The following is a 23434-nucleotide window of genomic DNA, read 5'->3' on the forward strand; positions in this document are numbered from 1 at the left end:
TATTTCCTTCAAAAGTCTCGCGAAGCGTTTTGCGTGCCGAAACCGAACCCATATAGCATGCGTCACCAACGCTGGCGCTGTTGCCCACACGCCACACAGGCTCAAACTACGGCGGATTTTCGATGACAATCTTTCAAATCAGCCGGCGCAAGGCGATTGCCGCAATCGCGCTGATATTCGCCTGCGGCACGACTGCCTTCGCGCAGGATCGGCGAGGCTTCCATTCGTCCCTCGACCTCTCCGCCGTTCGCTCCATTCCAGCCGAACACGGCATGGTGGTCGCCCAGGAAAAGATCGCGGCGGAAGTCGGCGCCGATATCCTCCGGCAAGGCGGCAATGCGATTGATGCCGCGGTCGCCACCGGCTTTGCGCTTGCCGTCACCTATCCGCGCGCCGGAAACATCGGCGGCGGCGGCTTCATGGTGATCCATTCGGCGGAGCGCAATGAAGACGTCACCATCGACTATCGCGAGACCGCACCGGCCGCGACCACGCGCGATATCTTTCTGGGACCGGACGGCAAGCCCGATACCGACAAGTCGCGCAATTCCGCGCTTGGTATCGGCGTGCCCGGCACCGTGGCCGGATTGGCGCTGGCGCTGGAGAAATACGGCTCCGGCCGCTTCACGCTCGCGCAAGTCCTCAAGCCCGCCATCGAGCTCGCACGGGACGGTTTCGTGATCGCCGACGACACCGCCGACACGCTGCCGGACCTGTATCGCCGGATGGCGCGCTGGCCGAACCCGGCCAAGGCGTTCTCCCGTGACGACGGCACGGCGCTGCGAGAGGGCGACCGTCTGGCTCAGGCCGATCTCGCGGCAACGCTGTCGGCAATTGCCGAGCAGGGACCGCGCGGATTTTACCAGGGGCCGGTCGCCGAACGGCTGGCAAAAGCCGTCCGCGATGCCGGCGGCATCATGACAGCGGACGACCTCAAATCCTATGAGGCGGTGATCCGCAGTCCCGTGCGCGGCAGTTATCGCGGCTATGAGATCGTCTCGATGCCGCTGCCCTCGTCCGGCGGCACGGTGCTACTGGAAACGCTGAACATCCTCGAAGGGTTTGCGATGGCGGACATGAAGCAGGGCTCGGCGCCCTCGTTGCATGTCATGATCGAGGCGATGAAGCGCGCTTACGCCGACCGGGCGCGCTATCTCGGCGATCCCGCTTTCGTCAATGCGCCGGCGAATATCCTGATCGCAAAGGATTACGCGGCGAAGCAACGCGCCAGCATCGACCTTGCGCGCGCTACGCCCGCCGACGCGTTGTCGGCGAGCTTGCCGCGCGAGGGCAGCAATACCACGCATTATTCCGTCGTCGACGCCGGCGGCAATGCCGTCAGCAACACCTATACGCTGAATTTTTCCTATGGCGTCGGCCTGGTCGCCGATGGCACCGGCGTGCTGCTCAACAACGAACTCGACGACTTCACCGCAGCACCCGGCGCGGCGAACGCGTTCGGCCTGGTCGGCTTCGAAGCCAATTTGCCGGGCCCGGGCAAAAGGCCGCTGTCGTCGATGTCGCCGACCATCGTGCTGAAGGACGGCAAGCCGGCGCTGGTGACGGGCTCGCCGGGCGGCAGCCGCATCATTTCAGCCGTGCTGCAGGTCGTGGTCAACGCGCTCGATTACAAGATGGACGTCGCTACCGCCGTGGCCGCACCCCGGCTGCACCATCAATGGATGCCGGACGTGGTACGCGTCGAGCGCGGCTTCCCTCAGGAAACGCTGGATGCGCTAAAGGAGAAGGGCCATCAGGTGATCGAGCCGCTCGGCCAGACCTCGGCCAATTCGATCGCCGTCACGCCCAGCGGCCTGCGCGGCGCCCCCGATCCGCGGACGAGAGGGGCGGCGGCGGTGGGGCATTAAAGAACGGTGCGGCGGCAACCAATGTGCACTCGTCGGGGACGCAGGTTTGTAAGGGACGTACTAGCGGATGGGTTCCCTCCCCCCTTGCGGGGGAGGGTTAGGGAGAGGGGTGCCGCTTGCTCGACCGTTCGACGAACAACATGGACAGCGCTATCAACCTCATCGATTGTCTTGCGAGGATCACGTTACGGATCCGTCCGAGTCCGTGGCTTACCCCTCTCCCCGACCCTCCCCCGCAAGGGGGGAGGGAGCCGTTCGTTCGTGCGCCCATAACTGGAGGCTCTCGTCATGACATCCCTTAAAGGCAAGACGTTGTTCATCTCCGGCGCCAGTCGCGGCATTGGGCTGGCGATTGCGCTTCGCGCCGCGCGTGACGGCGCCAATGTCGCGATTGCGGCGAAGACCGCCGAACCGCATCCGAAACTCAAGGGCACGATCTACACCGCGGCGGAAGAAATTCGCGCCGCCGGTGGCAAGGCGTTGCCGGTGCTGTGCGACATCCGCGACGAGGCGCAGGTGATGGCGGCGATCGAGCAGACCGTCGCCGAATTCGGCGGCATCGATATCTGCGTCAACAACGCCAGCGCCATCAGCCTGACCAACTCGCAGGCAACCGACATGAAGCGGTTCGACCTGATGATGGGCATCAACACCCGCGGCACGTTCATGGTGTCGAAATACTGCATTCCGCATCTGAAGAAGGCGGAGAACCCGCACATCTTGATGCTGTCGCCGCCGCTCGACATGAAGACGAAATGGTTCGAGCATTCCACCGCCTATACGATGGCGAAGTTCGGCATGAGCATGTGCGTGCTGGGCTTGTCGGGTGAGTTGAAATCCGCCGGCGTCGCCGTCAACGCGCTATGGCCGCGTACCACCATCGCCACCGCCGCGGTCGGCAACCTGCTCGGCGGCGAGGCGATGATCCGCGCCAGCCGCACGCCCGAGATCATGGGAGACGCCGCGCACGCGATCCTGACCAGGCCGGCGCGGGAATTCACCGGACAGTTCTGCATCGACGACAAGGTGCTGTACGCCTCCGGCGTCAGGGATTTCGAGCACTACCGCGTCGATCGGTCCGTGCCGCTGATGTCGGATTTCTTCGTCCCCGACGACGACGTGCCGCCGCCCGGCGTCTCGGTGCAGGCGCTGCCCTCGGTCGGCACCGCGCAGACGTCGCGCTAGACGTGAACACCGACAGCAATGACGAAGGAGATGTCACCGCCCGACCACATACGGCCCGCCCCTCTCGAGCGCACGCGCATAGGCTGGCCGCGCGTGGATGCGTTCGAGAAACGCCATCGCTTTGGGATGGCCCTGCTCCAGCCCGCCGCGCGCCGCGGCGGCTTCCAGCGGAAAGCTCATCTGGATATCGGCGGCGGTGAATTCATTGCCGGCGAACCATTCGCTCTTGCCGAGCTCGCTCTCCCAGTAATCCATGTGCTGCTTGAGCTGCGGATTGACAAGGGTGGTCAGCGCCGTGTTGGAGACCTTGCGCACCAGAGGCCGCAGCAGCGCAGGCGCACGCTTCGGCATCAGCGTGAACAGCAGCTTCAGAAGCAGCGGCGACATCGCGGAGCCTTCCGCATAGTGCAGCCAATAGGTGTAGCGCAGCCGTTCCGGCGTGTTCGGCGGCGGGATCAGGCGGCCGTTGCCATAGGCGCCGACGATGTATTCGCAGACCGCGCCGGACTCGGCGATCGTGTTGCCGTTGTCGGTGATGACGGGCGATTTGCCGAGCGGGTGAATGGCGCGCAGTTCCTTCGGCGCACGCATGTCCGGCTGGCGCTGATAGCGGACGATCTCATAAGCGACGCCGAGCTCTTCGAGAAGCCAGAGCACGCGCTGGGAGCGTGAGTTGTTGAGATGATGAACCGTCAGCATGGCGTCCCCCTGGAGTTGGCGTGGCGTTGGTGCCAGCCGGGGGATGGAAAGTCGAGACGGCCTTGAGTCGGGTCATATTTTACCCGGGCAATATTGACATCGAAAATTTATCCGGATAAATATTGTGAACGAAAATCCAGAGTATCTCCAATGGCCGACACGTCTCGCCCCCTGTTCACAGCCTTCATCGGCCCGCAACGCCTGTCGGCCGGCCCGCTCGCCGAGGTCGCGCTGGCGGTCATGCAGGTTTCCCGCAGGCCTGCTGTGTTGCCGATCATCATATTCAACGACGCGACCGGCCAACCGATCGATCTCGACCTTCGCGGGGCCGAGAGCGACGTTATTGCCCGCCTGCCGCAACCGGCCTCGCCTCCGGAAGTCGACGCCGACGAGGCCGCGGCGACTGAGCCGCGCGGACGGGGGCGGCCCAAGCTCGGCGTGGTCGCGCGTGAGGTGACGCTGTTGCCGCGCCATTGGGAATGGCTCGGGGCGCAGCCCGGCGGAGCGTCGGTGGCGTTGCGCAAGCTCGTCGATGAGGCGCGCCGCGCCAATGGCGATGCGGATCGCGCCCGCGCGGCAAGGGACGCCGCCTATCGCTTCATGTCCGTGATGGCCGGCAATCTCGCCGGCTTCGAGGAAGCCTCGCGGGCGTTGTTCGCCGATGACCGGCGGCGCTTCGTCGCTCTCGTCGCCGGCTGGCCCGACGATATCCGCGACCACGTCGTCAAGCTCGCCTTCAGCGATCGCGCCGAGCCATAGGCGCGATCGGCCTCCAGCCGAATTCCGGCACCTCTCGCCCGCCACGCATTCCAGAATATTACGATCATCATAGTGCTGTGGACGCGCCGGCTGCCTTGCGCCACAATGCGCCAAAACATCCAAGGAGACTGCCGTGAGCTCAAATCCGCAATTCCTGTTCGATTTCGGCAGCCCTAACGCCTTCCTCAGCCATGAAGCGATTCCGGCGATCGAAAAACGCACCGGCGTAAAGTTCGAGTATGTTCCGATCCTCCTCGGCGGCATCTTCAAGGCCACCAACAACAAGTCGCCTGCCGAAACGCTCGCCGGCATCAAGAACAAGCGCGAATTCCACGCGCTGGAAACCGAACGCTTCGTAAAGCGCTTTGGGGTCAAGCCCTACGTCTGGAACCCGTTCTTCCCGGTCAACACGCTGAACCTGATGCGCGCGGCGGTGGCAGCCCAGCTCGAAGGCGTGTTCGAGAAGTATGTCGATGCTGCCTTCCACCACATGTGGGTCGAGCCAAAGAAGATGGATGATCCCGAAGTCGCAGCCAAGGCGCTGAGCTCGTCCGGCCTAGATGCGGCCAAGCTGCTGGCGCGATCGCAGGATGCGGATGTAAAGGCTAGGCTGATCGAGAATACGCAAAACGCCGTCGACCGTGGCGCGTTCGGCTCGCCGACATTCTTCGTCGGCAAGGAAATGTTCTTCGGCAAGGAGCAACTTCGCGAAGTCGAGGAAATGATTTCGGGGAGGTAGCTGCCCAGATCAGACCACATGGTAGGCAAGCGAATGGTGAGTAGCGAATAGCGAATGGTTGGGAGTAGATTGCAGCCGGCATCTTCCTACTCGCCATTCGCTACTCGCTATTCGCCCGTTCCAAAATCAACAATAAGGAAAGTTGATCCATGCGTATTCTCGTGGTCGGGGCCGGCGCCATCGGCGGCTATTTCGGCGGCAGGCTGCTTCAGGCAGGAAACGACGTGACGTTCCTGGTCCGGCCGAAGCGCGCTTCGGAACTCGCAAGCGCCGGTCTCGTCATCAAGAGCCCCGCCGGCGACGTGACGCTCGAGAACCCGCCGACCGTGCAGGCCGACAAGCTCACCGAGACGTTCGACGTCGTGCTGCTGAGCTGCAAGGCGTTCGACCTGGAGGATGCGATCAAATCTTTTGCTCCTGCAGTCGGGCCGCAAACCGCAATCATCCCGCTGCTCAACGGCATGCTGCACCTCAACGTGCTGGACGAGAAATTCGGGGCCGACCGCGTGCTCGGCGGTCTCTGCGCGATCGCGGTGACGCTCAACGAGGCCCGCGAGGTGGTCCAGCTCGCGCCGATGCAATCGCTAAATGTTGGCGAGCGCGACGGCTCGATGTCGGAGCGGGTGCGTGCGATTGCAAAAGTGTTCGACAGCGGCAAGTTCGGTGCCGTGGCCAGCGAACACGTCATGCGGGACATGTGGGAAAAGTGGGTTTTTCTTGCTTCGCTTGCGGCCTCCACCTGCCTGATGCGTACCTCTGTCGGCAACATCCTGGCGGTGGCCGGCGGAAAGGATTTTCTGCTCGGCATGCTCGATGAATGCAGCGCGATCGCAAAGGCCTCGGGCTACGAGCCGACGGGACCGTTCTTCCAGCGCACCAGCGGCTTGTTGACGACCGAGGGCTCGCCGATGACCGCCTCGATGTTCCGCGACATCAAGGCGGGCCTGCCGGTGGAAGCCGATCATGTGATCGGTGATCTCGTCGCACGCGCCGACGCGGCGAAGATTCCGGTGCCGAAGCTGCGCATCGCCTATACGCATCTGAAAGCGTATGAGAAGCAGCGGACCGCGTAATCATCCGCGGCCTGCGTAAATGGCACAGGAGATTACGTTGCTTCAACGGCTGAGTGCAGTGGTTATGGGTCCCTGCGTTCGCAGGGACGACGAGCCACTCAGAGATGCGCGAGATAATGCGCGAGTGCCTCGATCTCTTCCTCGCTGAGGGAATAGGCGACATCCGTCATCGCAGCCATCGCGCCGCCGGATCGCACTCCCGATTTGTACTCGCGCAGCGCCTTGACCAAATATTCCTCGCGTTGGCCGGCGACGCGGGCGACCCCCTTGGTGCCGGCGTAGCTATCGGTATGACATGACGCGCAACGCCGGCCAGCGGCCGCCTGCTCGCCCTTCTTCGACAAATCGGGATTGTCGTCAGGCTTTGACGCCTTCGGCGGTTCGAGCGAAGCGTAGTAGGCACCGAGGTTGCGAATATCCTCATTATTGAGCTGTTCGACGATCGGCTGCATCTGCTCGTTCTTGCGGGTGCCGGCACGAAAGAACACGAGCTGCCACTGGATGAATTGATCAGGCTGCGCCGCCAGCGAGGGAGTGTTCTCGATCTGCGAAATGCCGGCCTCGCCATGACAACCGACGCACAGCTCGGCTTTCGCCTTGCCGGCGGCGATGTCGGCGGCGCGGGCGAGCGGTACGCAAATAATGATCGCCAGCAGCGATCCCATCAATGCACTTCGCATTTCAACTACACTCCGCCCTGCGCATCAAACAACAAAGGCTGCGGCCACCCGTTCCCCCGGGCAACCCGCAGCCTCTGCCAATTCAAGTCCTACTTCTTGGTGTAGCTGATGCGATAGATCGCACCGGCCCAGTCGTCGGCCACGAGGATCGAGCCGTCCTTGTCCAGCAAGATATCGTTCGGACGGCCGAGATAGCCCTGGTCGCCTTCGAGCCAGCCGGAGGCAAAGATCTCCGATTTGGCGTTCTTGCCGTCGGCATCGACGATGACGCGCTTGATCCGGGCGCCCTGGTACTTATGCCGATTCCAGGAGCCGTGTTCGGCGATCAGAATGTTGTTCTTGTACTCGGCTGGGAATTGATCGCCGGTATAGAACTTCATGCCGAGCGGCGCGACGTGCGCGCCCAGATTGACGACGGGCGGCGTGAATTCCGAACACTTGTGGCCCATCGCGAATTTCGGGTCCGGCATATCGCCCTGGTGGCAATAGGGATAGCCGAAATGCTCGCCGATCCTGGAGATCATGTTCAGCTTGTCGCTCGGCATGTCGTCACTGACCCAGTCGCGGGCGTTCTCGGTAAACCAGTATCGCCCGCTGCGTGGATCGATATCGCCACCGACGCTGTTGCGGACGCCAAGCGCCCAGATTTCGGCGTTGCCGGTCTTGGGATCGACGCGGCGTATTTGCGAAACGCTGGTCGGCGGAATGCCGATGTTGAAGGGAGGCCCGAACGGCAGATAGAACCAGCCGTCCTTGTCGACGGTGATGTATTTCCAACCATGGGCGATGTAGGACGGCATGTCGTCATACACCACCTTGCCGGCGCCGAGGTTGTCGAGATTGGCCTCGGCGTTTTCGTATTTGATCAGCTTGTCGACCGCGATGACGTAGAGCGCGCCATCGAGAAAGGCGAGACCGGTCGGCATCTTGAGGCCCTTGAGAATGGTCTTGACCTCTTTCTTGCCGCCACTGTCCTTGACCGCATAGACATTGCCGAGGTCGAACGAGCCGACGAACAGCGTGCCCTTGTCGCCCCATGCCATCTGCCGCGCGGACAACACGCCAGACGCATAAACTTCGATCTTGAAGCCGTCGGGCAGCTTGATCTTCTTCATCAGCGCCGCCAGTTCTGCGTCCGAGGCGCCGGTCGGCGGCCCTGACGGCGGAGCGAGGCCCTTTTGTTGTTCGGTCTCATCGCCGAGGAACCAGTCCGGCGGCGGATTACTCCAGAAGTCCTTGGTGCCGGACTCGTATTTCTTCAGGGCCTTCTGTTGCGCGCTGGCCTGGCTGGCCCCGGCGACAACGAGAATGGCTGCGAGCGCAAGAATAGATCGATTGAAAGCCGCTTTCATCGCGTCACTCCCCTATGCAGCCTGGCGGCTGCGCCTGTTATTATTTTGGACTACGAGAGGCGAAGTTGGTCTGGTGAAGTGCAACAAACGCAAAAATGGTAGCACATCCGTTGCGGCAGAGAAGCGCGTGCCGCGCGGCTCGGCACGACCAAGACAAATTGTGAGACGGATTGCCAAACCGCACCTTCAAGCCGCACGCTCAAGCCGCTCTTGCGCCCGCTGCATCGCAATATCCGCGTCGAGCTAACGCGCGCAAAGCGCGCACGAGTGGGCGGCGTTCCACATCAAGTGGACCGCTAGCGCTGTCACCCAGTTGATAAACGAACAGAGCAATTGTGGTCCATTTCATACAGGAGCAGATCAAACCCTGAGAAAACCATTCGGCCTATCCTTCACTGTCAGTCTCCCCTCGCCCGGGTTTGAGCGAGCGTCCGTATGGCCAACAAGCGGATCATTCTGCTCTCGGACGGCACCGGCAATTCCGCCGGCAAGGTCTGGCGGACGAATGTCTGGCGTGTGTTTGAATCGCTGGATCTGACGAGTTCGCAACAGATTGCGTTCTACGACGACGGGGTCGGTACCTCGTCCTTCAAGCCGTTCGCGATCCTGGGCGGCGCCTTCGGCTTCGGCCTGAAGCGGAACGTGCTCGATATCTACAAGTTTGCCTGCCGCAACTATCGCTCGCATCTGGACTATCTGGCGCTCGAGGCTGCCGCTGCGAAGGCTGAGGGTCGCGAGGAGAGATACGGTCCCTGGCAGAGCGACGACATCTTTGCATTCGGGTTCAGCCGGGGGGCCTTCACCATCCGCGTGGTGAACGGTCTGATCTGCGAACAGGGCCTGGTGAAATACCAGACCGAAGAAGAACTCGATCGAAAGGTCGCGGCGGCCTACCGGGCGCACCGGGCAGAGACGTTCAAGTCGCAGTTTCAGGTCGAATGGGCATTTCGAAAGCTGCGCAACCTGTTCGTATCAGCCAAGCACGACAAGAACGAGCGCCCGGTCGATCACATCGCCTTCCTCGGCCTTTGGGATACCGTCGCCGCCTACGGCCTGCCCATCGACGAAATGACCCGTGGCGTCAGCCGCTATCTCTGGCCGCTCGAATTGCCGGACCGGCAGCTTCATCCACTGGTGCGCAAGGCCTGTCACGCGCTCTCGCTCGACGATGAGCGCACCACGTTTCATCCGCTGCTGTGGGACGAGAGTCCGGAGACCGTTGTCACCGGCATCCGGAAGACAAGTTCGGAGCGGATCACGCAGGTCTGGTTCGCCGGCGTGCATTCCAATGTCGGCGGCGGTTATCCGGACGACTCGCTCGCCCATGTGTCGCTGACCTGGATGCTGTCAGAGGCGCGCAGCCGCGGCCTTACCTTGAAGGCGGCGCCGGGAGCCGATCCCGACGCATTCACGCGGGTGCGGTCGACCCAGGACAAGGACGGCCGCATCTACGATTCCCGCAACGGGCTCGGAGGTTACTACCGCTATGGGCCACGGAGCGTGGCCGCGCTGTCGGATACGAAATTTTCCGACGACAAGCGCGATTGCGTGAAGATCGCAATGCCAAAGATCCACGAAAGCGTATTCGACCGGATCTCCGTCGATGCGCATCTCTATGCGCCGGTCGCACTGCCACCGGTCTATGAAGTATTGACCTACGACGAGAGGATCGTCACCCCGGACAAGCTGACCGTCCCGCCGGGCAGACCGAGATATGAGAGTCCGGCCTCCGCCCGTCAGCGCGAGCTCACCCAGGAGCACGTCGTCGGAAGTTCGATCTGGCGGCGACGCATCATCTATTTCCTGACCGTCATCGCGTCGATCTATTTGCTGACCTATCCGCTCACATCCACCGCGCCGGCGGCCGCCGAATTCACCACGCCGCTGCGGCCGCTTTCCGACCTCATTCGGATGGTCGGACTCGCTTTGCCGGGCGCGGCCTCACGCTGGATCAATGCCTATGCGAGGGAGCCGCTCTGGTTTGTGCTTTGCGCCAGTCTTGTCGCGCTGCTGCTATGGTTGAGCGCCAGCCTTAAGGACCGGATCACCGATCAGATGCGCCGCGCGTGGCGGGTGAGCCTTGCAAAGGTCGACGTGCACCGGGGCGAATCTAAATCCCGAATCGGCCTGAGCACCTCGCAAATGGTGGTGCTGGCTGGCCTGCTCTTTGTCGCGCTCTATCCGCTACCGGGCTGGGCCGGCTACAGCTTGCCAAAGCTGTCTGCCTCGCCGCAGACCTTCATCGACCGGATAACCCACCCCTATTTCCAGTTCTTCGCCTTTGCGATCCTGGTCACCATGTTGCTCCCCGACAGGACCATCGCGCGTTTCAGACTGAAGGACGTCTACCGGCGATTGCTCACCAACATCAAACTCAAGGTCGCGCCCGCGTTCTTTGCGGTTTTCTTCCTGGTCGGCGGCATCGCTTTCGCCAGCCACTATGTTTTCAACATTCGCGACAGCCTTGGCCACTTCTGCCAGCCAGCGGAAAAGCCAGTCACGCTGGAGGTGTGCGACCCCGATGACATGAAGCTGTGCAAGCGCGCGCCCGACGGCAGCTTCCCTGGCACCTGCACGTCGGCGGCGTGCCGAGGGGTCGACCTGGTCGCATTCAACACCGCCGACCTTTGCACACCCGTGGGCGTCACGCTCGAGAGGCGCGGACACTATCAGTTCGTTCTGGACAAGGCCGGCGACTGGTCGTTTCTAGGCGCGCCTTCCGGCCCGGGTGGGATGCCGCTCCGTGCGTTCCTGCCCAACTTGAAGAACGGTGTAGCCGATCCGACCGTTCCGCTGGGCCGATTCGCGTTGCTTGCGGCAGCTTACCCGCTCAAGCGAACGCTCGACCGGCCCTTTGGCCACGTGATCCTTCGCTATGGCGAGACCGGCAATGAGGAGAACTTCATCGATGGCGAGCCGACGAACGGCCGCCTTGACGAGAAATTCAGAGCGACCCGCGACGGGCAGTTGTTCGTCTATCTGAACCAGCCGGTCAGCGGCGTCTTTCCCGGTCTGTTTCGCAACGTGAATTCGGGAAAGGCGCGCATCTGGGTCTATCGCATTCCGAGATGAGCGACCCGTTAGGAGTAAGGATGCCGCCGCCGGAGGCGCACCCGTTGTCGGCTGTAAACGAAAGGCCGCCAAAATGGCGGCCCGTCGTTGGATCTAGTGAGAAAATCTGGAGCGGGCGAAGGGGCTCGAACCCTCGACCCCGACCTTGGCAAGGTCGTGCTCTACCACTGAGCTACACCCGCATCCGAGATGGCGGCGATCGCTCGCCGTCAACGGCAGACCTATGCCAAATGCGGGCTGCGAATGCAACAGTCCGCGCACGGTCCGAAGCTTTTCCGGATAATCCGATTTCTTTAGCCAAATAGGCTCGAATCGGCCCGAAACAACGGCAAAATGGAGTTTATCGGGCCTCGTGCCATCGCCAGGAACCCAGAATTAGCCGCTAGCGCGATAGCCCGATTCGCGAGCCGGCCCGGACCGATTGATTTTTGCGGCCAAGCCGCCATCTAGCGAACGAGAACTTGGTTCCGGACCGTGCTAGAAGCAGCGGACCCGCAGCCGATATTCTGCGTTCCTTCTCGAGACATCAGGCGAGGATACCGTGACGATAGTTGAGCAGGGCGGCGGCCCGGCACCGCAGGCAGTACCCGATCTGATCAAGGAGACGACCACCCAGACCTTCGTAAAGGATGTCATCGAGGAATCGAAGCGCCAGCCGGTGCTGATCGACTTCTGGGCGCCCTGGTGCGGTCCCTGCCGTCAGCTCACGCCGGTGCTGGAAAAGGCGGTTCGGGCCGCCAAGGGTAAGGTCAAGCTGGTCAAGATGAATATCGACGAGCATCCGGCCATTCCGGGCCAGATGGGCATTCAGTCGATCCCGGCGGTGATCGCGTTCGTGGGCGGCCAACCCGCCGACGGTTTCATGGGCGCGGTGCCGGAGAGCCAGGTCAACGCCTTCATCGACAAGCTCACCAAGGGCATGACGGCGCCGGGTGAGCCGAACATTGCGGAAATCCTGAAAGAGGCTGAGGCCGTGTTGGCGGAGGGCGATCCGGCCGCCGCAGCACAGATTTATGCCGAGATACTCGGTTTCGATGCCACCAATATCGCCGCACTGGCCGGACTGGCGAAGTGCTACGTGACGACGGGCGCCGTCGAACAAGCCAAGCAGACCCTGGCGATGGTGCCGGAATCGAAGCGCAACGATGCCGCCGTCAAGGCGGTGCAGGCCTCGATCGACCTTGCCGAGCAGGCCCAGTCGGTCGGCCCGGTGACCGAGCTCGAACAAAAGGTCGCCGCAAACCCGCTCGACCATCAGGCGCGATTCGACCTGGCGACGGCGCTCAATGCGCTCGGCAAGCGTAACGAGGCGACCAACCAGTTGCTGGAAATCGTCAAGCGCGATCGCAAGTGGAACGACGACGGCGCGCGCAAGCAGCTCGTGCAGTTTTTCGAGGCGTGGGGCGGGACCGACGAAGCAACCGTCGACGGACGCAAGCGGCTGTCGACGATCCTTTTCTCATAGAGCATGATCCGGAAAAGTGGATACCGGTTTTCCGACAAAATCATGCTCAATTGAAGAGTTGAGGCGTCGTCCGCGCGCGTGGGACATGGTTTTGTAAAGAGAACACCCGCCGAACCAACCAACTGACCGGGACTGCAGATGCCGATCAATGCCGAATACCGCGGACCCGGCGAGCTTCCCGAAATCATTCCGGTATTTCCGTTGCCGGGCGCGCTGTTGCTGCCGCGCGGCCAGATGCCGCTCAATATTTTCGAGCCGCGCTATCTGGCGATGGTGGACGACGCGCTGCGCGACGGCCACCGGCTGATCGGGATGATCCAGCCGGATATTTCCCACACCAGGGACGAGGCTAGGCCCGAGCTGTTCCGGGTCGGCTGCGTCGGGCGCATCACCCAGCTCGCCGAATCCGGTGACGGCCGCTACATCCTCGAATTGACCGGGGTCGCGCGCTTCAAGGTGGTCGAGGAAATCGCAGCACTGACTGCGTACCGGCAATGCAAGGTGGACTTCTTCCCCTATGCCGACGATTTCGTCGCGCGCAAAGGCGAGGAGGAAGTCGACCGCACGGCGTTGCTCGATGTGCTGAACGATTTTCTAACAGCCAACAATCTGAAGGTGGATTGGGAAGGTATCGAGAGCGCGCCGAACGAGGCGCTGGTCAACGCGCTCGCGATGATGTCGCCGTATGGTCCGGCGGAGAAGCAGGCGATGCTGGAGGCGCCGGACCTGAAAACCCGCGCCGAGATCCTGATTGCGGTGACCGAAATGGACCTCGCCAAGAAGCGCACCAGCGGCGACACCGGGCTGCAGTAAGCAGTAAACCTCTAATACCCCGCCACCGCGAGCACGACGACGGCACCGAGGGCTTTCCAGCCGAAGCCGCGGCCGCGCGACCACCACGCATTGGCGGCGGCGGCAAAGGCGTAGACCGCGACGATCGTTGCGACGGTCCAGTGCCGCGCGCTCTCCGATCCAAACGAGGGCGCGGCAATCAGCAGCACGCCGCCGCCGATCCAGGCCACCGTACCTGCCTGCCATACCAGGCGAATGAGGGTGCGCAGGCTTTCAGGCTGAATGGTCGCCTTGGCGAACACCTTTGTTTCCCCGAGCACGCCGTGGATCAGCGCCACCGCTATGCCGGCGACGCCGGCGCATTGCAAAATGAGATCGCGCATCGATACATCTCCCATACAGTACTGTATGGCTATGCGATGCATTCTGGCGCTTGTCAATACAGTAGTGTATGGTGGTGAGATCGCGGAACCCAGGATGAGCAATCAACTAGCCGCAAAGGACTGGCTCGATCAGGGCCTGAAGACGTTGGCGACCCGTGGCTTCACCGCACTGAAGGCGGAGCCTTTGGCCAAGACGATGGGCGTTTCGCGCGGCAGCTTCTATTGGCATTTCGCCGATATCGGCGCGTTCCATGCCGCCGTCCTCGCACGGTGGCACGAGGTCGCGGCCGAGCAGATCATCGCCAATGTCGAGGCGGCCTCGAAGGACGAGAACCCGCTCGCGCTGCTGCTGCGCCGCGTGTTCGGCGAACGGCTGATGCTGGAACGGGCGGTCCGCACCTGGGCGAGCGTCGACCCCGCCGCCCGTGCCGCCGTGCAGGCGATCGACCGGCGCCGACTCGGCTATGTCGAAGGTCTTTTGACGCAATCCGGATTGTCGACGGATGCGGCCCGCGCCCGGGCGCAAATCCTGTATTGGGCATTTCTCGGCTTTGCGCTATCGGACCAGCCGCTGTCGAAAGCACGCCAAGAGGCCGTGGTCGACGAACTGGTGCGGATGGCCGCGTCATGACACCTCGCGATTTGGTATGCTAAGGGGCTACGCCTATCTGGAGACAGTAAATGACAGCCCCGCCCGAACGCCTCGACGGCACCGTCGATCCAAAGTTGCTGGAGATCCTGGTCTGTCCGGTGACCAAGGGTCCGCTCGAATTCGATTCGAGCCGGCAGGAACTGATTTCGCGTTCCGCCAAGCTCGCCTATCCGATCCGCGACGGCATCCCGATCATGCTGCCGGAAGAGGCGAGGAAGATCGATTGACGAAGCCGGCGAATGGTGAGTGGCGAATAGCGAATGGTTCATTCGCCACTCCCTATTCGCCATTCGCTTTTACAGTGCCTCGCCCTTCAACAGTCGCGGCACCTCGCCCGACAATCCGGCCGCCTGGCGGATGAACAAGTTCTTCAGCGGCGGCGCGCGATCGACGAGGCCGAGGCCGATATCCCGCACGGTGCGCAGCAACGTCGATTCGTTCGAGAACAGAAAATTCAGCGAGTTGGTCGCAACGCCCATCGCCATGGTGTCGAACCGCCGCCAGCGCTGGTAGCGGTCGAGCACATCGGCCTGCCCGGGATCGATGCCGAGTCGGGCCGCATCGACCACGACTTCGGCCAACGCCGCGACGTCCTTCAGGCCCATATTGAGCCCCTGCCCTGCGATCGGATGAATCACATGCGCGGCGTCGCCGACCAGCACCAGCCGCTCGGCGATGAATGAGCGCGCAACGAAATAGCCGAGCGGAAATGCGCGCGGCTTGTCGAGCGCCTTGATCTCGCCGAGGTGCAGCCCGAAGCGCTTCTCGAGCTCATCGTGGAATTCGGTCTCGCCGAGCGCGGTGATGCGTGCGGCCTCGGTCCGGCTCTCGGTCCACACCAGCGACGAGCGCTTTCCACTCAGCGGCAGGATCGCGAACGGACCCGCCGGAAGAAAATGCTCTTCGGCGCGGCCGTGATGGTCCCGTTCATGGCCGACGGTGACGACGATGCCGGATTGATCGTAGTCCCAGCCATGGGTGACAATGCCGGCGCGCTCGCGCAGTCTTGAGCGCGCGCCGTCGGCGGCGACCAGCAGGCTTGCCTCGATGACACCGCCGTCGGCGAGCGTCACGGTGACGCCATCGGAACGTGAATCGTAGGTCGAAACCGCCGTGGCCCGGAGATCGATGCCTTCGGCTTCGGCGCGTTCCACCAGCGCGTCGATCAGGCGGCGATTCTCGACCATGTGGGCAAATGGCTCGCCGGGCTCGACATCTCCTGCAAACGTGAGGAATACCGGGCGTGTCGCGTCATCGAGCCTGGAATCGGTAACGACCATGTCGAGGATGGCTTGCGAATCCGATACCTGATCCCAGACGCCGAGCGTCTCGAAAAGCCGCCGGCAGGCGGCCACAATGGCGGTCGCGCGAGGGTCGCGGCTCGGCCGCACCCCGAGCGCGGGATCGGCGACGACTACGGGAATCTCCGCGCCAAGGCCCTGGCGGAGCGCCAGCGCTAACGCCAGCCCGGCGAAGGCGCCGCCGCAGATGACAATACTTCGCTGTGTCGCCATGCGATCCGTACCCGGTTATGCCCTCAGACCAGACTTGCTACCTGATAATAGCTGGGCGAAACAGGGCCGAGAAACAAGGTCCTTAACCAGACGTCATTCCGGGGCGCGCGCTCTGCGCGAACCCGGAATCCAGAGGTTTGGCACGAGATTCCGGGTTCGCCTCTTCGAGGCGCCCCGGAATGACGGCGCCTCCACGAATTGAAAGCACCACCATGTCCAAAGGCCTGATTGACCTGATTTCCATCCTCGATCTGGAGCCGCTCGAGGTGAACCTGTTCCGCGGCAACAGCCCGAAGACGAGCTGGCAGCGGGTGTTCGGCGGACAGGTGATCGGGCAGGCCATGGTCGCGGCATGCCGCACTGTCGAAGGCCGCCTGCCGCATTCGATCCATTGTTATTTCATCCTGCCGGGTGATCCGCAGATTCCGATCATCTACGAGGTCGAGCGGCTGCGTGACGGCAAGAGCTATTCGACCAGGCGCGTCACCGCGATCCAGCACGGCAATGCGATCTTCTCCATCATGGTCTCATTCCATGCCGAGGAGGAAGGCGCCTTCGACCATCAGGACAAGATGCCTGACGTGCCGCCCCCGGAGAAACTCACCGCCGAGGAAGTGGCAAAACAGCCGATGTTCCGCGAGATGCCGGAATTCATCCGCCGCTATTACGAATCCGACCGGCCGATCGAACTGCGCCCGGTCGAGCTCGGCCGCTATTTCGGCCAGAAGATCGACGACGGACGCATCCATGTCTGGATCCGCACCGCCGCCAAGCTGCCCGACGATCCGGCGCTGCACATGTGCGCACTGGCCTATGCGTCGGATTTCTCGCTGCTCGACGCGGTGATGGCGCGCTACGGCCGCACGCTGTTCGACAAGCGCATGATGCCGGCGAGCCTCGACCACGCGATGTGGTTTCACCGGCCGTTCCGCGCCGACGAATGGCTGCTCTACGCGCAGGATTCGCCGAGCGCGCAGGACGGCCGCGGATTGACCCGCGGCCTGATCTTCAAGCCTGACGGCACACTGGTGGCCTCGGTCGCCCAGGAAGGCTCGATCCGCCAACGCAAGTGAGGGATGAGCCAGCTTGCAGAGTGGGCAAAGCCACCGGGTCGCGCGAACGCGCGCCCGATGACAGGCTCCGCGTGCCCACCATTTCTTGCGATGGCTTGGATGGTGCGCACGGCGCAATTGCGCCTTTGCCCATCCTACTAACTCCGCGCTCAGCGGCAACGCGTCGCTTAAGCCTTCGCCAGCGTTCCGCGCTCGGCCAGCGCGAATTGCGACGCGTACCAGCGTGCGTACCAGGCCAGCATCCACGGGATCGGAATGATGAAGATGCAGGCGATCACGAACACGAAGGTTCGCCACAGCACTTCCAGTCCGGACGCGGTGAAGATGACCTCACGCTGCGTGCCGTCGATGTTGCGGCAGATCCAGCGCATCCAGGCCGTGACCACCCAGGCCCAGCCGACGATGGTAATGAAGGACACGTACAACAGCACATGCCAGCCGACATAACCCAACGCGCTGCCGTTGAAGGCGATCGGAAGCGGCTGGTCGTTGGAGCTCAGGTTGGAAGCGATCCAGCGAATGACCATCCAGGCCAGCACGGCCTGAATCGGGATCGAGAGGTATTGCAGGTAATAGAGGTCGGCCGAGCCCACATAGGTCAAAATGCCCATGGCGATGAAGACGTACCAGATGTCGAGGGGCTGGCCGGTGAAAGCAAGGTTCGGCCGGCCCGGCACGTAAAGCCGGGAAAAGATCCAGCGGTAGAACCAGGTCGCAACCCAGGGCGCCGGAATCACCAGCACCATGCCGATGATGAACACAAGGCTGCGCCCGAGGAGCTCCCAAATGCTAACGTCGATCGACAGCGCACCGCCGCCGTAACCTCCGGCTGCGGCCGTAGCTTGGCCACCGGGCTGCGTGAAGGCGGGCGGGCCTGATCCGCCGGGTATCATCCCCGGAATTTCTCCTGCCCGCTGCCAGCCCGACATTCCCTCGGTCCAGACCAGCGTATCCGCCCCGACCATGCCGCGGGTGATGAGGTCGCGAAGCTGGGCCTCCGGATAAGGGCCCTGTTGCTGGCCGTTGGCTGCATAAAACCACGATCGGTTCGACATTTTATTTCCTTGAGCCGTGGAAATGGAGGTAGCCGGCGGGCGGCTGGGGGTGAAACCGCATTTTGGCGGACGTTACAGGTGCCTGTACAGTGATCGATGTCACCAGCTCGAAATGTTTTCCCCTTCTACCTGCAACTTTTTTGTGCCATTTGCCCAGAAAGATGCCAGATTTGCGCCGGCGGTCCACCGTCGGGGCATCCAGCCTGTCGCGTGCTCAAAATACCCCCAGAGAAATGAAGGCCTGACCATGAAGCTCGTCGTCGCGATCATCAAACCCTTCAAGCTTGACGAGGTACGCCAGGCGCTGACAGCCATCGGCGTCCACGGCATGACGGTGACGGAGGTCAAGGGCTACGGCCGCCAGAAGGGCCACACCGAAATTTATCGGGGCGCCGAATATGTCGTGAACTTCCTGCCCAAGCTCCGAATCGAAATCGCGGTCGCCTCCGACGTTGCGGATAAAGCGGTCGAGGTCATTACCGCGAATGCGCGTACCGGGCAGATCGGCGACGGCAAGATCTTCGTCACGCCGATCGACCATGCGCTGAGAATCCGCACCGGCGAGACCGATAGCGACGCGCTCTGAGACATCACGGAATTCAAGGCGCGGCGGCAACGACGCTGAACGCGCGAAGCCAAGAAGCGGCAACGAAACGACAACCGGCCGGGGGAATTTTATGGGGGCACCATCGTATCGTGCAGCAGGCAATGCTGCGCTCATTACTCTTGCGGCGAGCTCTGCACTCATCACGCCGGCGCATGCCGAGACGTCCACCATCAGCGCCGCCGACACCGCCTGGATGATCGTCGCCACCGCGCTGGTGTTGATGATGACGATACCGGGCCTGGCGCTGTTCTATTCCGGCATGGTGCGCAAGAAGAACGTGCTGGCGACCATGGCGCAAAGCCTCGCCGCCGTCGCGATCATCTCAATTCTTTGGGTGGCCTTCGGCTATTCGCTGGCTTTTGTCGGCGATGGCGCCTGGATCGGCACGCTCGATCGCTGGTTTCTCATCGGCATGACGATGGAGAGCGTCAATCCGGCGGCGAAGACGATTCCGGAAGCGCTTTTCATGCTGTACCAGATGACGTTTGCGATCATCACGGTGGCGCTGGTGGCGGGCGCGGTCGCGGATCGGATGCGGTTTTCAGCCTATCTTATGTTCTCGATCGGCTGGTTCATGTTCGTCTATGTGCCGCTCGCGCACTGGGTCTGGGGTGGTGGCTTCCTCGCTACTATGGGCGTCCTTGATTTCGCCGGCGGTCTCGTTGTGCATCTTTCCGCCGGCGTCGGCGGACTGGTTGCCGCAATGGTAATAGGCCGGCGTCACGGCTACGGCAGCGAGAACCTCGCGCCATTCGATCTGTCACTTGCCGTGATCGGCACCGGATTGCTGTGGGTCGGCTGGTTCGGCTTCAATGGCGGATCGGCGCTGGCCGCGAATTCGCGCGCGGTCATGGCGATCACCGCGACGCATCTGGCCGCCTGCGCCGGCGCACTGACCTGGGCCGCGATCGAATGGGCAACGCGGCGCAAACCGTCGGTGCTCGGCATGATCTCGGGTGCCATTGCGGGCCTCGGCACGATCACGCCGGCCTCCGGATTCGTTGCGCCGTGGCACGGCGTCATTATTGGCTTCGGCGCGGGGACGCTCTGCTTCTGGGCCTGCACCTGGCTCAAGCAGCGTTTGAAATATGATGACTCGCTCGACGTCTTCGGCGTTCACGGCGTCGGGGGATTGACCGGCACATTGCTCGCCGGCGTCTTCGCGGTGAACGCGATCGGGGGTACTGCCGGCCTGATCGAGGGCAATGCGCAGCAAGTAATGACCCAGCTCTATGGCGTCGCGGTTACCCTCGTCTGGTCTGGCGGCATTACCTTTATCCTGCTCAAGCTGGTGGGCGTGTTCGCGCCGCTGCGGGTATCGCTGCAGCAGGAGCTGGAAGGCCTCGACATCTCGCAGCACGGCGAAGCCCTGCAATAGGCTCCCACCGTATTGCCGTTTTCGTGCCCTGCTGCTGAGCACGATTGCGCCGGCCCGCCAGGCCCTGCCCACGTTTTGGGCAGGCCTGACTACGCTTTGGGCGCGACGGAATGGCGCAGGAAGATGCAATTCTCGCAGAAGGCGAAAAGGTCCGGATTCATAGTCTGTTAGGGAACGATCCCGATCTGGCACGGCATTTGATTCTATGGGTCCCGGCTGTGCCCGCGTAGTGAACATCTCCGCGTGGTGAACCTCAGTCGAGAACGCCCGGTCCGCCTGACCCGGGCCCAAGCGGGGACCAAGACCCATGAAAATTGTTATGGCGATCATCAAGCCATTCAAACTCGAAGAAGTCCGGGACGCCCTGACCGCCATAGGCGTTCACGGTCTCACGGTGACGGAAGTCAAAGGCTATGGCCGCCAGAAGGGCCATACGGAAATCTATCGTGGCGCCGAATACGCCGTGAGCTTCTTGCCCAAGATCAAGATCGAGGTCGCAGTCGCGTCGGACCAGGTCGACAAGACCATCGACGCCATCACATCGGCTGCCAAGACCGGACAGATCGGCGACGGCAAGATCTTCGTCATCAACCTCGACCATGCGGTACGCATCCGCACCGGCGAGGCAGATGCCGCGGCCCTCTGATTTCGCGCACAAACCTTACACTCAGGAGTAAAATCAAATGACGTTTAAACGTCCCTATAGCGTGGGATTGGCGGCCCTTGCAGTCGGCCTGTTCGCCGCGACCGCTGCCTACGCCGAACCAACGGTCAACAAGGGAGACAACGCCTGGATGCTGACGTCGACAGTGCTGGTGCTGTTGATGACGATTCCGGGTCTGGCGCTGTTCTATGGCGGTCTCGTCCGCTCCAAGAACATGCTCTCGGTGCTGATGCAGGTGTTCTACACCGTCTGCATCGCCATCCTGCTCTGGGCGCTCTATGGCTACAGCCTCGCCTTCACCGGCGGTTCCGACTTCATCGGCGGCTTCTCCAAGGCCTTCCTGATGGGCGTAACCCCGGATTCGAAGGCAGTGACCTTCAGCGTCGACGCCAACATCACCGAGTTCATCTACATCTGCTTCCAGATGACCTTCGCGGCGATCACGCCTGCCCTCATCGTCGGCGCCTTCGCCGAACGCATGAAGTTCGCGGCGATCGCGCTGTTCGTTCCGCTCTGGATCACGCTGATCTACCTCCCGATCGCGCATATGGTCTGGTACTGGGCCGGCCCGGACGCGATCACGGATGCAGCCAAGGCGCTTGCCGCGGCGGCCGACGGCGCGGCGAAGACCGCGGCGCAGGCCAAGCTCGACGAGATCAACGCCGACGCCGGCTGGATCTTCAAGAAGGGTGCGATCGACTTCGCCGGCGGCACCGTGGTGCACATCAACGCCGGTATTGCCGGCCTCGTCGGAGCGCTCCTGATCGGCAAGCGCGTCGGCTACGGCAAGGAGCTGATGGCTCCGCACTCCCTCACCATGAGCATGATCGGCGCTTCGCTGCTCTGGGTCGGCTGGTTCGGCTTCAACGCCGGATCGAACCTGGAAGCCTCCGGCGGCGCCGCGCTCGCCATGACCAACTCCTTCGTTGCGACAGCAGCGGCGGCGATGGCCTGGATGTTCGCGGAATGGATCGTCAAGGGCCACCCCTCGGTGCTCGGCGCACTGTCGGGCGCGGTCGCGGGCCTCGTGGCCGTCACGCCCGCCGCCGGCTTTGCGGGTCCGATGGGTGCGATCGTGCTCGGCCTCGTGGTCGGCGTCGTGTGCCTGTTCTTCTGCACCGTGGTGAAGAACTCGCTCGGCTATGACGACTCGCTCGACGTGTTCGGCGTCCATTGCGTCGGCGGCATCGTCGGCGCGCTCGGCACCGGCATCCTGGTGAATCCCGCCCTCGGCGGCACTGGCGTCATGGACTACGTCGCCGGCAAGATCGCCGACTACGACTTCGTCGCCCAGATGACCTCGCAGCTCTGGGGCGTCTGCACCACGCTGGTGTGGTCCGGCATCGGCTCGGCGATCCTGTTCAAGGTCGTCGATGTGATCGTCGGGCTGCGTGTCAACGTCGAGACCGAGCGTGAAGGCCTCGACGTCACCGAGCACACCGAGCGCGCCTACAACATGTAAGTTCTCCCGGGGTGCGATCTCTTAGAGGGGATCGCATCCACAACTCCGGTTCGGGCACATACCCGGCAATGCCCTGACCGTTGAGGGGCTCCAGCGCAAGCTGGAGCCCCTTTCTTTTTATGCCCTCGCCTCGCCCGAAAAAGCATTTGCCGCTTCGAGCGGCCGCAGGTGCGGTAGGCATCCGGCTACGTGCCTGTCTCGCTGTTCGGTGCGATCAACGTCACGGTTGGAAAGTAGGTTCGGTAGCGGCGCGTATCACGCGTCAAAAGCGGAAGCTGTTCGACCGCCGCATGAGCGCCAATAAAGAAATCCGGAAGCACGCTGCCGCGGGCGCCGCCCGCGTTACGGTACTGAATGGAGGCCTTACCCGCGAGGAATAGCGCCATTCTCGGTATCGGCGCGACGGTGATGCCCGCCTGCGACAAGGCTGCTTCGAAATCTTCGATCACCGGAAAGCGGATGGACGTTTCAGCAAAAATCACGTCATTGATCAGCAGCGGGCCTTGGCGGGCGGTATCCTCCAGACGAGCAAGCGACCACTCCCACCAGCCCGGAGTCTGGATAAAGACATCCAGAAGAACGTTGGAATCGACCAGCGTCACGCGCTAATCCCCACGTGTAATCGCCATGATCTCATCCGTGGAAAGACCCGGGCCGACGATACCAACCAGTTTGGCAAAACGGCTGGGCTCGCTTGTATCGGCTTTTTCGATCACGATGGTGCCATCCGCAGCGCATCGGAACTCGACCTTGCTTCCCGGAACGATCCCCAGATGTTCACGAACAGGTTTGGGAATTGTCACCTGGCCCTTACTCGTAACTGTCGTCGCCATGGCGGACTCTCCGGAAGTAATACCAGTTCAAAATATGGTAATACCTGGCAAATTGTCCAGACCGGCCGATGGTTAATCGCGTCTTAACCTCGCCGTATCTATGGTGGTTTGATGGGTTTCCGGGGCTCG

23 protein-coding genes and 1 tRNA gene are annotated in these 23434 nt (G+C 62.5%); 15 read left to right on the forward strand and 9 right to left on the reverse strand.

The window, feature by feature from the left end; genetic code table 11:
* Window positions 1-122: 122 nt before the first annotated feature.
* Together ggt and LMTR3_RS17365 are read left to right on the forward strand one after the other, a co-directional pair.
* The gene (ggt, locus tag LMTR3_RS17360; protein WP_065746287.1) at window positions 123-1868 is read left to right on the forward strand and encodes a gamma-glutamyltransferase; all 1746 of its coding nucleotides are present in this window, start codon (window positions 123-125) and stop codon (window positions 1866-1868) included.
* Window positions 1869-2156: 288 nt separating this feature from the next.
* A complete protein-coding gene (locus tag LMTR3_RS17365) occupies window positions 2157-3053 on the forward strand; it encodes an SDR family oxidoreductase (protein ID WP_065746288.1) in 897 nt (298 codons plus the stop codon).
* A 33-nt stretch (window positions 3054-3086) separates the two neighbouring features.
* Here the strand turns inward: LMTR3_RS17365 and LMTR3_RS17370 are convergent, their stop codons facing one another.
* The gene (locus tag LMTR3_RS17370; protein ID WP_065746289.1) at window positions 3087-3752 is read right to left on the reverse strand and encodes a glutathione S-transferase family protein; all 666 of its coding nucleotides are present in this window, start codon (window positions 3750-3752) and stop codon (window positions 3087-3089) included.
* A 150-nt stretch (window positions 3753-3902) separates the two neighbouring features.
* Here LMTR3_RS17370 and LMTR3_RS17375 point away from each other — a divergent pair, with 150 nt between their 5' ends.
* The 3 genes from LMTR3_RS17375 to panE all read left to right on the forward strand — a co-directional run bounded on the left by LMTR3_RS17375 (window position 3903) and on the right by panE (window position 6323).
* Window positions 3903-4511, forward strand: a complete 609-nt coding sequence (locus tag LMTR3_RS17375; protein WP_065746290.1) for a DUF2239 family protein — start codon at window positions 3903-3905, stop codon at window positions 4509-4511.
* Between the two features lie 133 nt (window positions 4512-4644).
* On the forward strand, window positions 4645-5250 hold the full coding sequence (locus LMTR3_RS17380; protein WP_065746291.1) for a 2-hydroxychromene-2-carboxylate isomerase: 606 nt from the start codon (window positions 4645-4647) through the stop codon (window positions 5248-5250).
* Window positions 5251-5399: 149 nt separating this feature from the next.
* The gene (gene panE, locus LMTR3_RS17385) at window positions 5400-6323 is read left to right on the forward strand and encodes a 2-dehydropantoate 2-reductase (protein ID WP_065746292.1); all 924 of its coding nucleotides are present in this window, start codon (window positions 5400-5402) and stop codon (window positions 6321-6323) included.
* A 98-nt stretch (window positions 6324-6421) separates the two neighbouring features.
* Here panE and LMTR3_RS17390 read toward each other — a convergent pair whose 3' ends face one another.
* Both LMTR3_RS17390 and LMTR3_RS17395 read right to left on the reverse strand, forming a co-directional pair.
* A complete protein-coding gene (locus LMTR3_RS17390) occupies window positions 6422-7003 on the reverse strand; it encodes a c-type cytochrome (protein ID WP_065746293.1) in 582 nt (193 codons plus the stop codon).
* An 89-nt stretch (window positions 7004-7092) separates the two neighbouring features.
* Window positions 7093-8355, reverse strand: a complete 1263-nt coding sequence (locus LMTR3_RS17395; RefSeq protein WP_065746294.1) for a PQQ-dependent sugar dehydrogenase — start codon at window positions 8353-8355, stop codon at window positions 7093-7095.
* Between the two features lie 435 nt (window positions 8356-8790).
* Between LMTR3_RS17395 and LMTR3_RS17400 the strand changes: the two genes are divergently transcribed.
* Window positions 8791-11427 carry a T6SS phospholipase effector Tle1-like catalytic domain-containing protein gene (locus LMTR3_RS17400; RefSeq protein WP_065746295.1) on the forward strand — a complete coding sequence of 879 codons (2637 nt, stop codon included), beginning with the start codon at window positions 8791-8793 and terminating at the stop codon, window positions 11425-11427.
* A gap of 107 nt (window positions 11428-11534) precedes the next feature.
* Here the strand turns inward: LMTR3_RS17400 and LMTR3_RS17405 are convergent.
* A tRNA-Gly gene (locus LMTR3_RS17405) sits at window positions 11535-11609 on the reverse strand.
* 359 nt (window positions 11610-11968) lie between these two features.
* On the opposite strand from LMTR3_RS17405, the gene trxA reads away from it, so the two are divergent.
* Together trxA and LMTR3_RS17415 are read left to right on the forward strand one after the other, a co-directional pair.
* Window positions 11969-12892: a thioredoxin gene (gene trxA / locus LMTR3_RS17410; protein WP_065746296.1), complete on the forward strand. Its 924-nt coding sequence runs from the start codon at window positions 11969-11971 to the stop codon at window positions 12890-12892.
* 138 nt (window positions 12893-13030) lie between these two features.
* Window positions 13031-13705 (forward strand): LON peptidase substrate-binding domain-containing protein, encoded by a 675-nt coding sequence (locus LMTR3_RS17415; RefSeq protein WP_065746297.1) that lies wholly within the window; start codon window positions 13031-13033, stop codon window positions 13703-13705.
* Between the two features lie 11 nt (window positions 13706-13716).
* On the opposite strand, the gene LMTR3_RS17420 is transcribed toward LMTR3_RS17415, so the two are convergent.
* A complete protein-coding gene (locus LMTR3_RS17420) occupies window positions 13717-14067 on the reverse strand; it encodes a hypothetical protein (protein ID WP_065746298.1) in 351 nt (116 codons plus the stop codon).
* Between the two features lie 94 nt (window positions 14068-14161).
* Between LMTR3_RS17420 and LMTR3_RS17425 the strand changes: the two genes are divergently transcribed.
* Window positions 14162-14698 (forward strand): TetR/AcrR family transcriptional regulator, encoded by a 537-nt coding sequence (locus LMTR3_RS17425; protein WP_065746299.1) that lies wholly within the window; start codon window positions 14162-14164, stop codon window positions 14696-14698.
* Window positions 14699-14748: 50 nt separating this feature from the next.
* Window positions 14749-14946, forward strand: a complete 198-nt coding sequence (locus LMTR3_RS17430; protein WP_065746300.1) for a Trm112 family protein — start codon at window positions 14749-14751, stop codon at window positions 14944-14946.
* Window positions 14947-15015: 69 nt separating this feature from the next.
* On the opposite strand, the gene LMTR3_RS17435 is transcribed toward LMTR3_RS17430, so the two are convergent.
* Complete coding sequence (locus LMTR3_RS17435) at window positions 15016-16233, reverse strand: ubiquinone biosynthesis hydroxylase (protein ID WP_065746301.1); 1218 nt, start codon at window positions 16231-16233, stop codon at window positions 15016-15018.
* 212 nt (window positions 16234-16445) lie between these two features.
* On the opposite strand from LMTR3_RS17435, the gene tesB reads away from it, so the two are divergent.
* The gene (tesB, locus tag LMTR3_RS17440; protein ID WP_065746740.1) at window positions 16446-17306 is read left to right on the forward strand and encodes an acyl-CoA thioesterase II; all 861 of its coding nucleotides are present in this window, start codon (window positions 16446-16448) and stop codon (window positions 17304-17306) included.
* A gap of 167 nt (window positions 17307-17473) precedes the next feature.
* Here tesB and LMTR3_RS17445 read toward each other — a convergent pair whose 3' ends face one another.
* The gene (locus tag LMTR3_RS17445; protein ID WP_065746302.1) at window positions 17474-18361 is read right to left on the reverse strand and encodes a DUF4339 domain-containing protein; all 888 of its coding nucleotides are present in this window, start codon (window positions 18359-18361) and stop codon (window positions 17474-17476) included.
* A 247-nt stretch (window positions 18362-18608) separates the two neighbouring features.
* Here LMTR3_RS17445 and LMTR3_RS17450 point away from each other — a divergent pair, with 247 nt between their 5' ends.
* The 4 genes from LMTR3_RS17450 (at window position 18609) to LMTR3_RS17465 (ending at window position 22472) form a co-directional block, all read left to right on the forward strand.
* Window positions 18609-18947 (forward strand): P-II family nitrogen regulator, encoded by a 339-nt coding sequence (locus tag LMTR3_RS17450; RefSeq protein ID WP_028348351.1) that lies wholly within the window; start codon window positions 18609-18611, stop codon window positions 18945-18947.
* A 91-nt stretch (window positions 18948-19038) separates the two neighbouring features.
* Complete coding sequence (locus LMTR3_RS17455) at window positions 19039-20346, forward strand: ammonium transporter (RefSeq protein ID WP_065746303.1); 1308 nt, start codon at window positions 19039-19041, stop codon at window positions 20344-20346.
* A 307-nt stretch (window positions 20347-20653) separates the two neighbouring features.
* Complete coding sequence (locus tag LMTR3_RS17460) at window positions 20654-20992, forward strand: P-II family nitrogen regulator (protein WP_008142813.1); 339 nt, start codon at window positions 20654-20656, stop codon at window positions 20990-20992.
* A gap of 37 nt (window positions 20993-21029) precedes the next feature.
* The gene (locus LMTR3_RS17465; RefSeq protein ID WP_065746304.1) at window positions 21030-22472 is read left to right on the forward strand and encodes an ammonium transporter; all 1443 of its coding nucleotides are present in this window, start codon (window positions 21030-21032) and stop codon (window positions 22470-22472) included.
* A gap of 185 nt (window positions 22473-22657) precedes the next feature.
* Here LMTR3_RS17465 and LMTR3_RS17470 read toward each other — a convergent pair whose 3' ends face one another.
* Together LMTR3_RS17470 and LMTR3_RS17475 are read right to left on the reverse strand one after the other, a co-directional pair.
* Window positions 22658-23074: a type II toxin-antitoxin system VapC family toxin gene (locus LMTR3_RS17470; protein ID WP_065746305.1), complete on the reverse strand. Its 417-nt coding sequence runs from the start codon at window positions 23072-23074 to the stop codon at window positions 22658-22660.
* 3 nt (window positions 23075-23077) lie between these two features.
* Window positions 23078-23305, reverse strand: coding sequence for an AbrB/MazE/SpoVT family DNA-binding domain-containing protein (locus tag LMTR3_RS17475; RefSeq protein WP_028348346.1), 228 nt, complete (start codon window positions 23303-23305; stop codon window positions 23078-23080).
* Between the last annotated feature and the right edge of the window lie 129 nt (window positions 23306-23434).

This window comes from Bradyrhizobium sp. LMTR 3 (assembly GCF_001693485.1).
Lineage (GTDB): Bacteria > Pseudomonadota > Alphaproteobacteria > Rhizobiales > Xanthobacteraceae > Bradyrhizobium.

Excerpts from the sequence above, each read along its gene's own strand:
- ggt (WP_065746287.1), top strand. The coding sequence starts at position 123 with ATGACAATCTTTCAAATCAGCCGGCGCAAGGCGATTGCCGCAATCGCG.
- LMTR3_RS17365 (WP_065746288.1), top strand. The coding sequence starts at position 2,157 with ATGACATCCCTTAAAGGCAAGACGTTGTTCATCTCCGGCGCCAGTCGC.
- LMTR3_RS17370 (WP_065746289.1), bottom strand. The coding sequence starts at position 3,752 with ATGCTGACGGTTCATCATCTCAACAACTCACGCTCCCAGCGCGTGCTC.
- LMTR3_RS17375 (WP_065746290.1), top strand. The coding sequence starts at position 3,903 with ATGGCCGACACGTCTCGCCCCCTGTTCACAGCCTTCATCGGCCCGCAA.
- panE (WP_065746292.1), top strand. The coding sequence starts at position 5,400 with ATGCGTATTCTCGTGGTCGGGGCCGGCGCCATCGGCGGCTATTTCGGC.
- LMTR3_RS17390 (WP_065746293.1), bottom strand. The coding sequence starts at position 7,003 with ATGCGAAGTGCATTGATGGGATCGCTGCTGGCGATCATTATTTGCGTA.
- LMTR3_RS17395 (WP_065746294.1), bottom strand. The coding sequence starts at position 8,355 with ATGAAAGCGGCTTTCAATCGATCTATTCTTGCGCTCGCAGCCATTCTC.
- LMTR3_RS17400 (WP_065746295.1), top strand. The coding sequence starts at position 8,791 with ATGGCCAACAAGCGGATCATTCTGCTCTCGGACGGCACCGGCAATTCC.
- LMTR3_RS17415 (WP_065746297.1), top strand. The coding sequence starts at position 13,031 with ATGCCGATCAATGCCGAATACCGCGGACCCGGCGAGCTTCCCGAAATC.
- LMTR3_RS17420 (WP_065746298.1), bottom strand. The coding sequence starts at position 14,067 with ATGCGCGATCTCATTTTGCAATGCGCCGGCGTCGCCGGCATAGCGGTG.
- LMTR3_RS17425 (WP_065746299.1), top strand. The coding sequence starts at position 14,162 with ATGAGCAATCAACTAGCCGCAAAGGACTGGCTCGATCAGGGCCTGAAG.
- LMTR3_RS17430 (WP_065746300.1), top strand. The coding sequence starts at position 14,749 with ATGACAGCCCCGCCCGAACGCCTCGACGGCACCGTCGATCCAAAGTTG.
- LMTR3_RS17435 (WP_065746301.1), bottom strand. The coding sequence starts at position 16,233 with ATGGCGACACAGCGAAGTATTGTCATCTGCGGCGGCGCCTTCGCCGGG.
- tesB (WP_065746740.1), top strand. The coding sequence starts at position 16,446 with ATGTCCAAAGGCCTGATTGACCTGATTTCCATCCTCGATCTGGAGCCG.
- LMTR3_RS17445 (WP_065746302.1), bottom strand. The coding sequence starts at position 18,361 with ATGTCGAACCGATCGTGGTTTTATGCAGCCAACGGCCAGCAACAGGGC.
- LMTR3_RS17450 (WP_028348351.1), top strand. The coding sequence starts at position 18,609 with ATGAAGCTCGTCGTCGCGATCATCAAACCCTTCAAGCTTGACGAGGTA.
- LMTR3_RS17455 (WP_065746303.1), top strand. The coding sequence starts at position 19,039 with ATGGGGGCACCATCGTATCGTGCAGCAGGCAATGCTGCGCTCATTACT.
- LMTR3_RS17460 (WP_008142813.1), top strand. The coding sequence starts at position 20,654 with ATGAAAATTGTTATGGCGATCATCAAGCCATTCAAACTCGAAGAAGTC.
- LMTR3_RS17465 (WP_065746304.1), top strand. The coding sequence starts at position 21,030 with ATGACGTTTAAACGTCCCTATAGCGTGGGATTGGCGGCCCTTGCAGTC.
- LMTR3_RS17475 (WP_028348346.1), bottom strand. The coding sequence starts at position 23,305 with ATGGCGACGACAGTTACGAGTAAGGGCCAGGTGACAATTCCCAAACCT.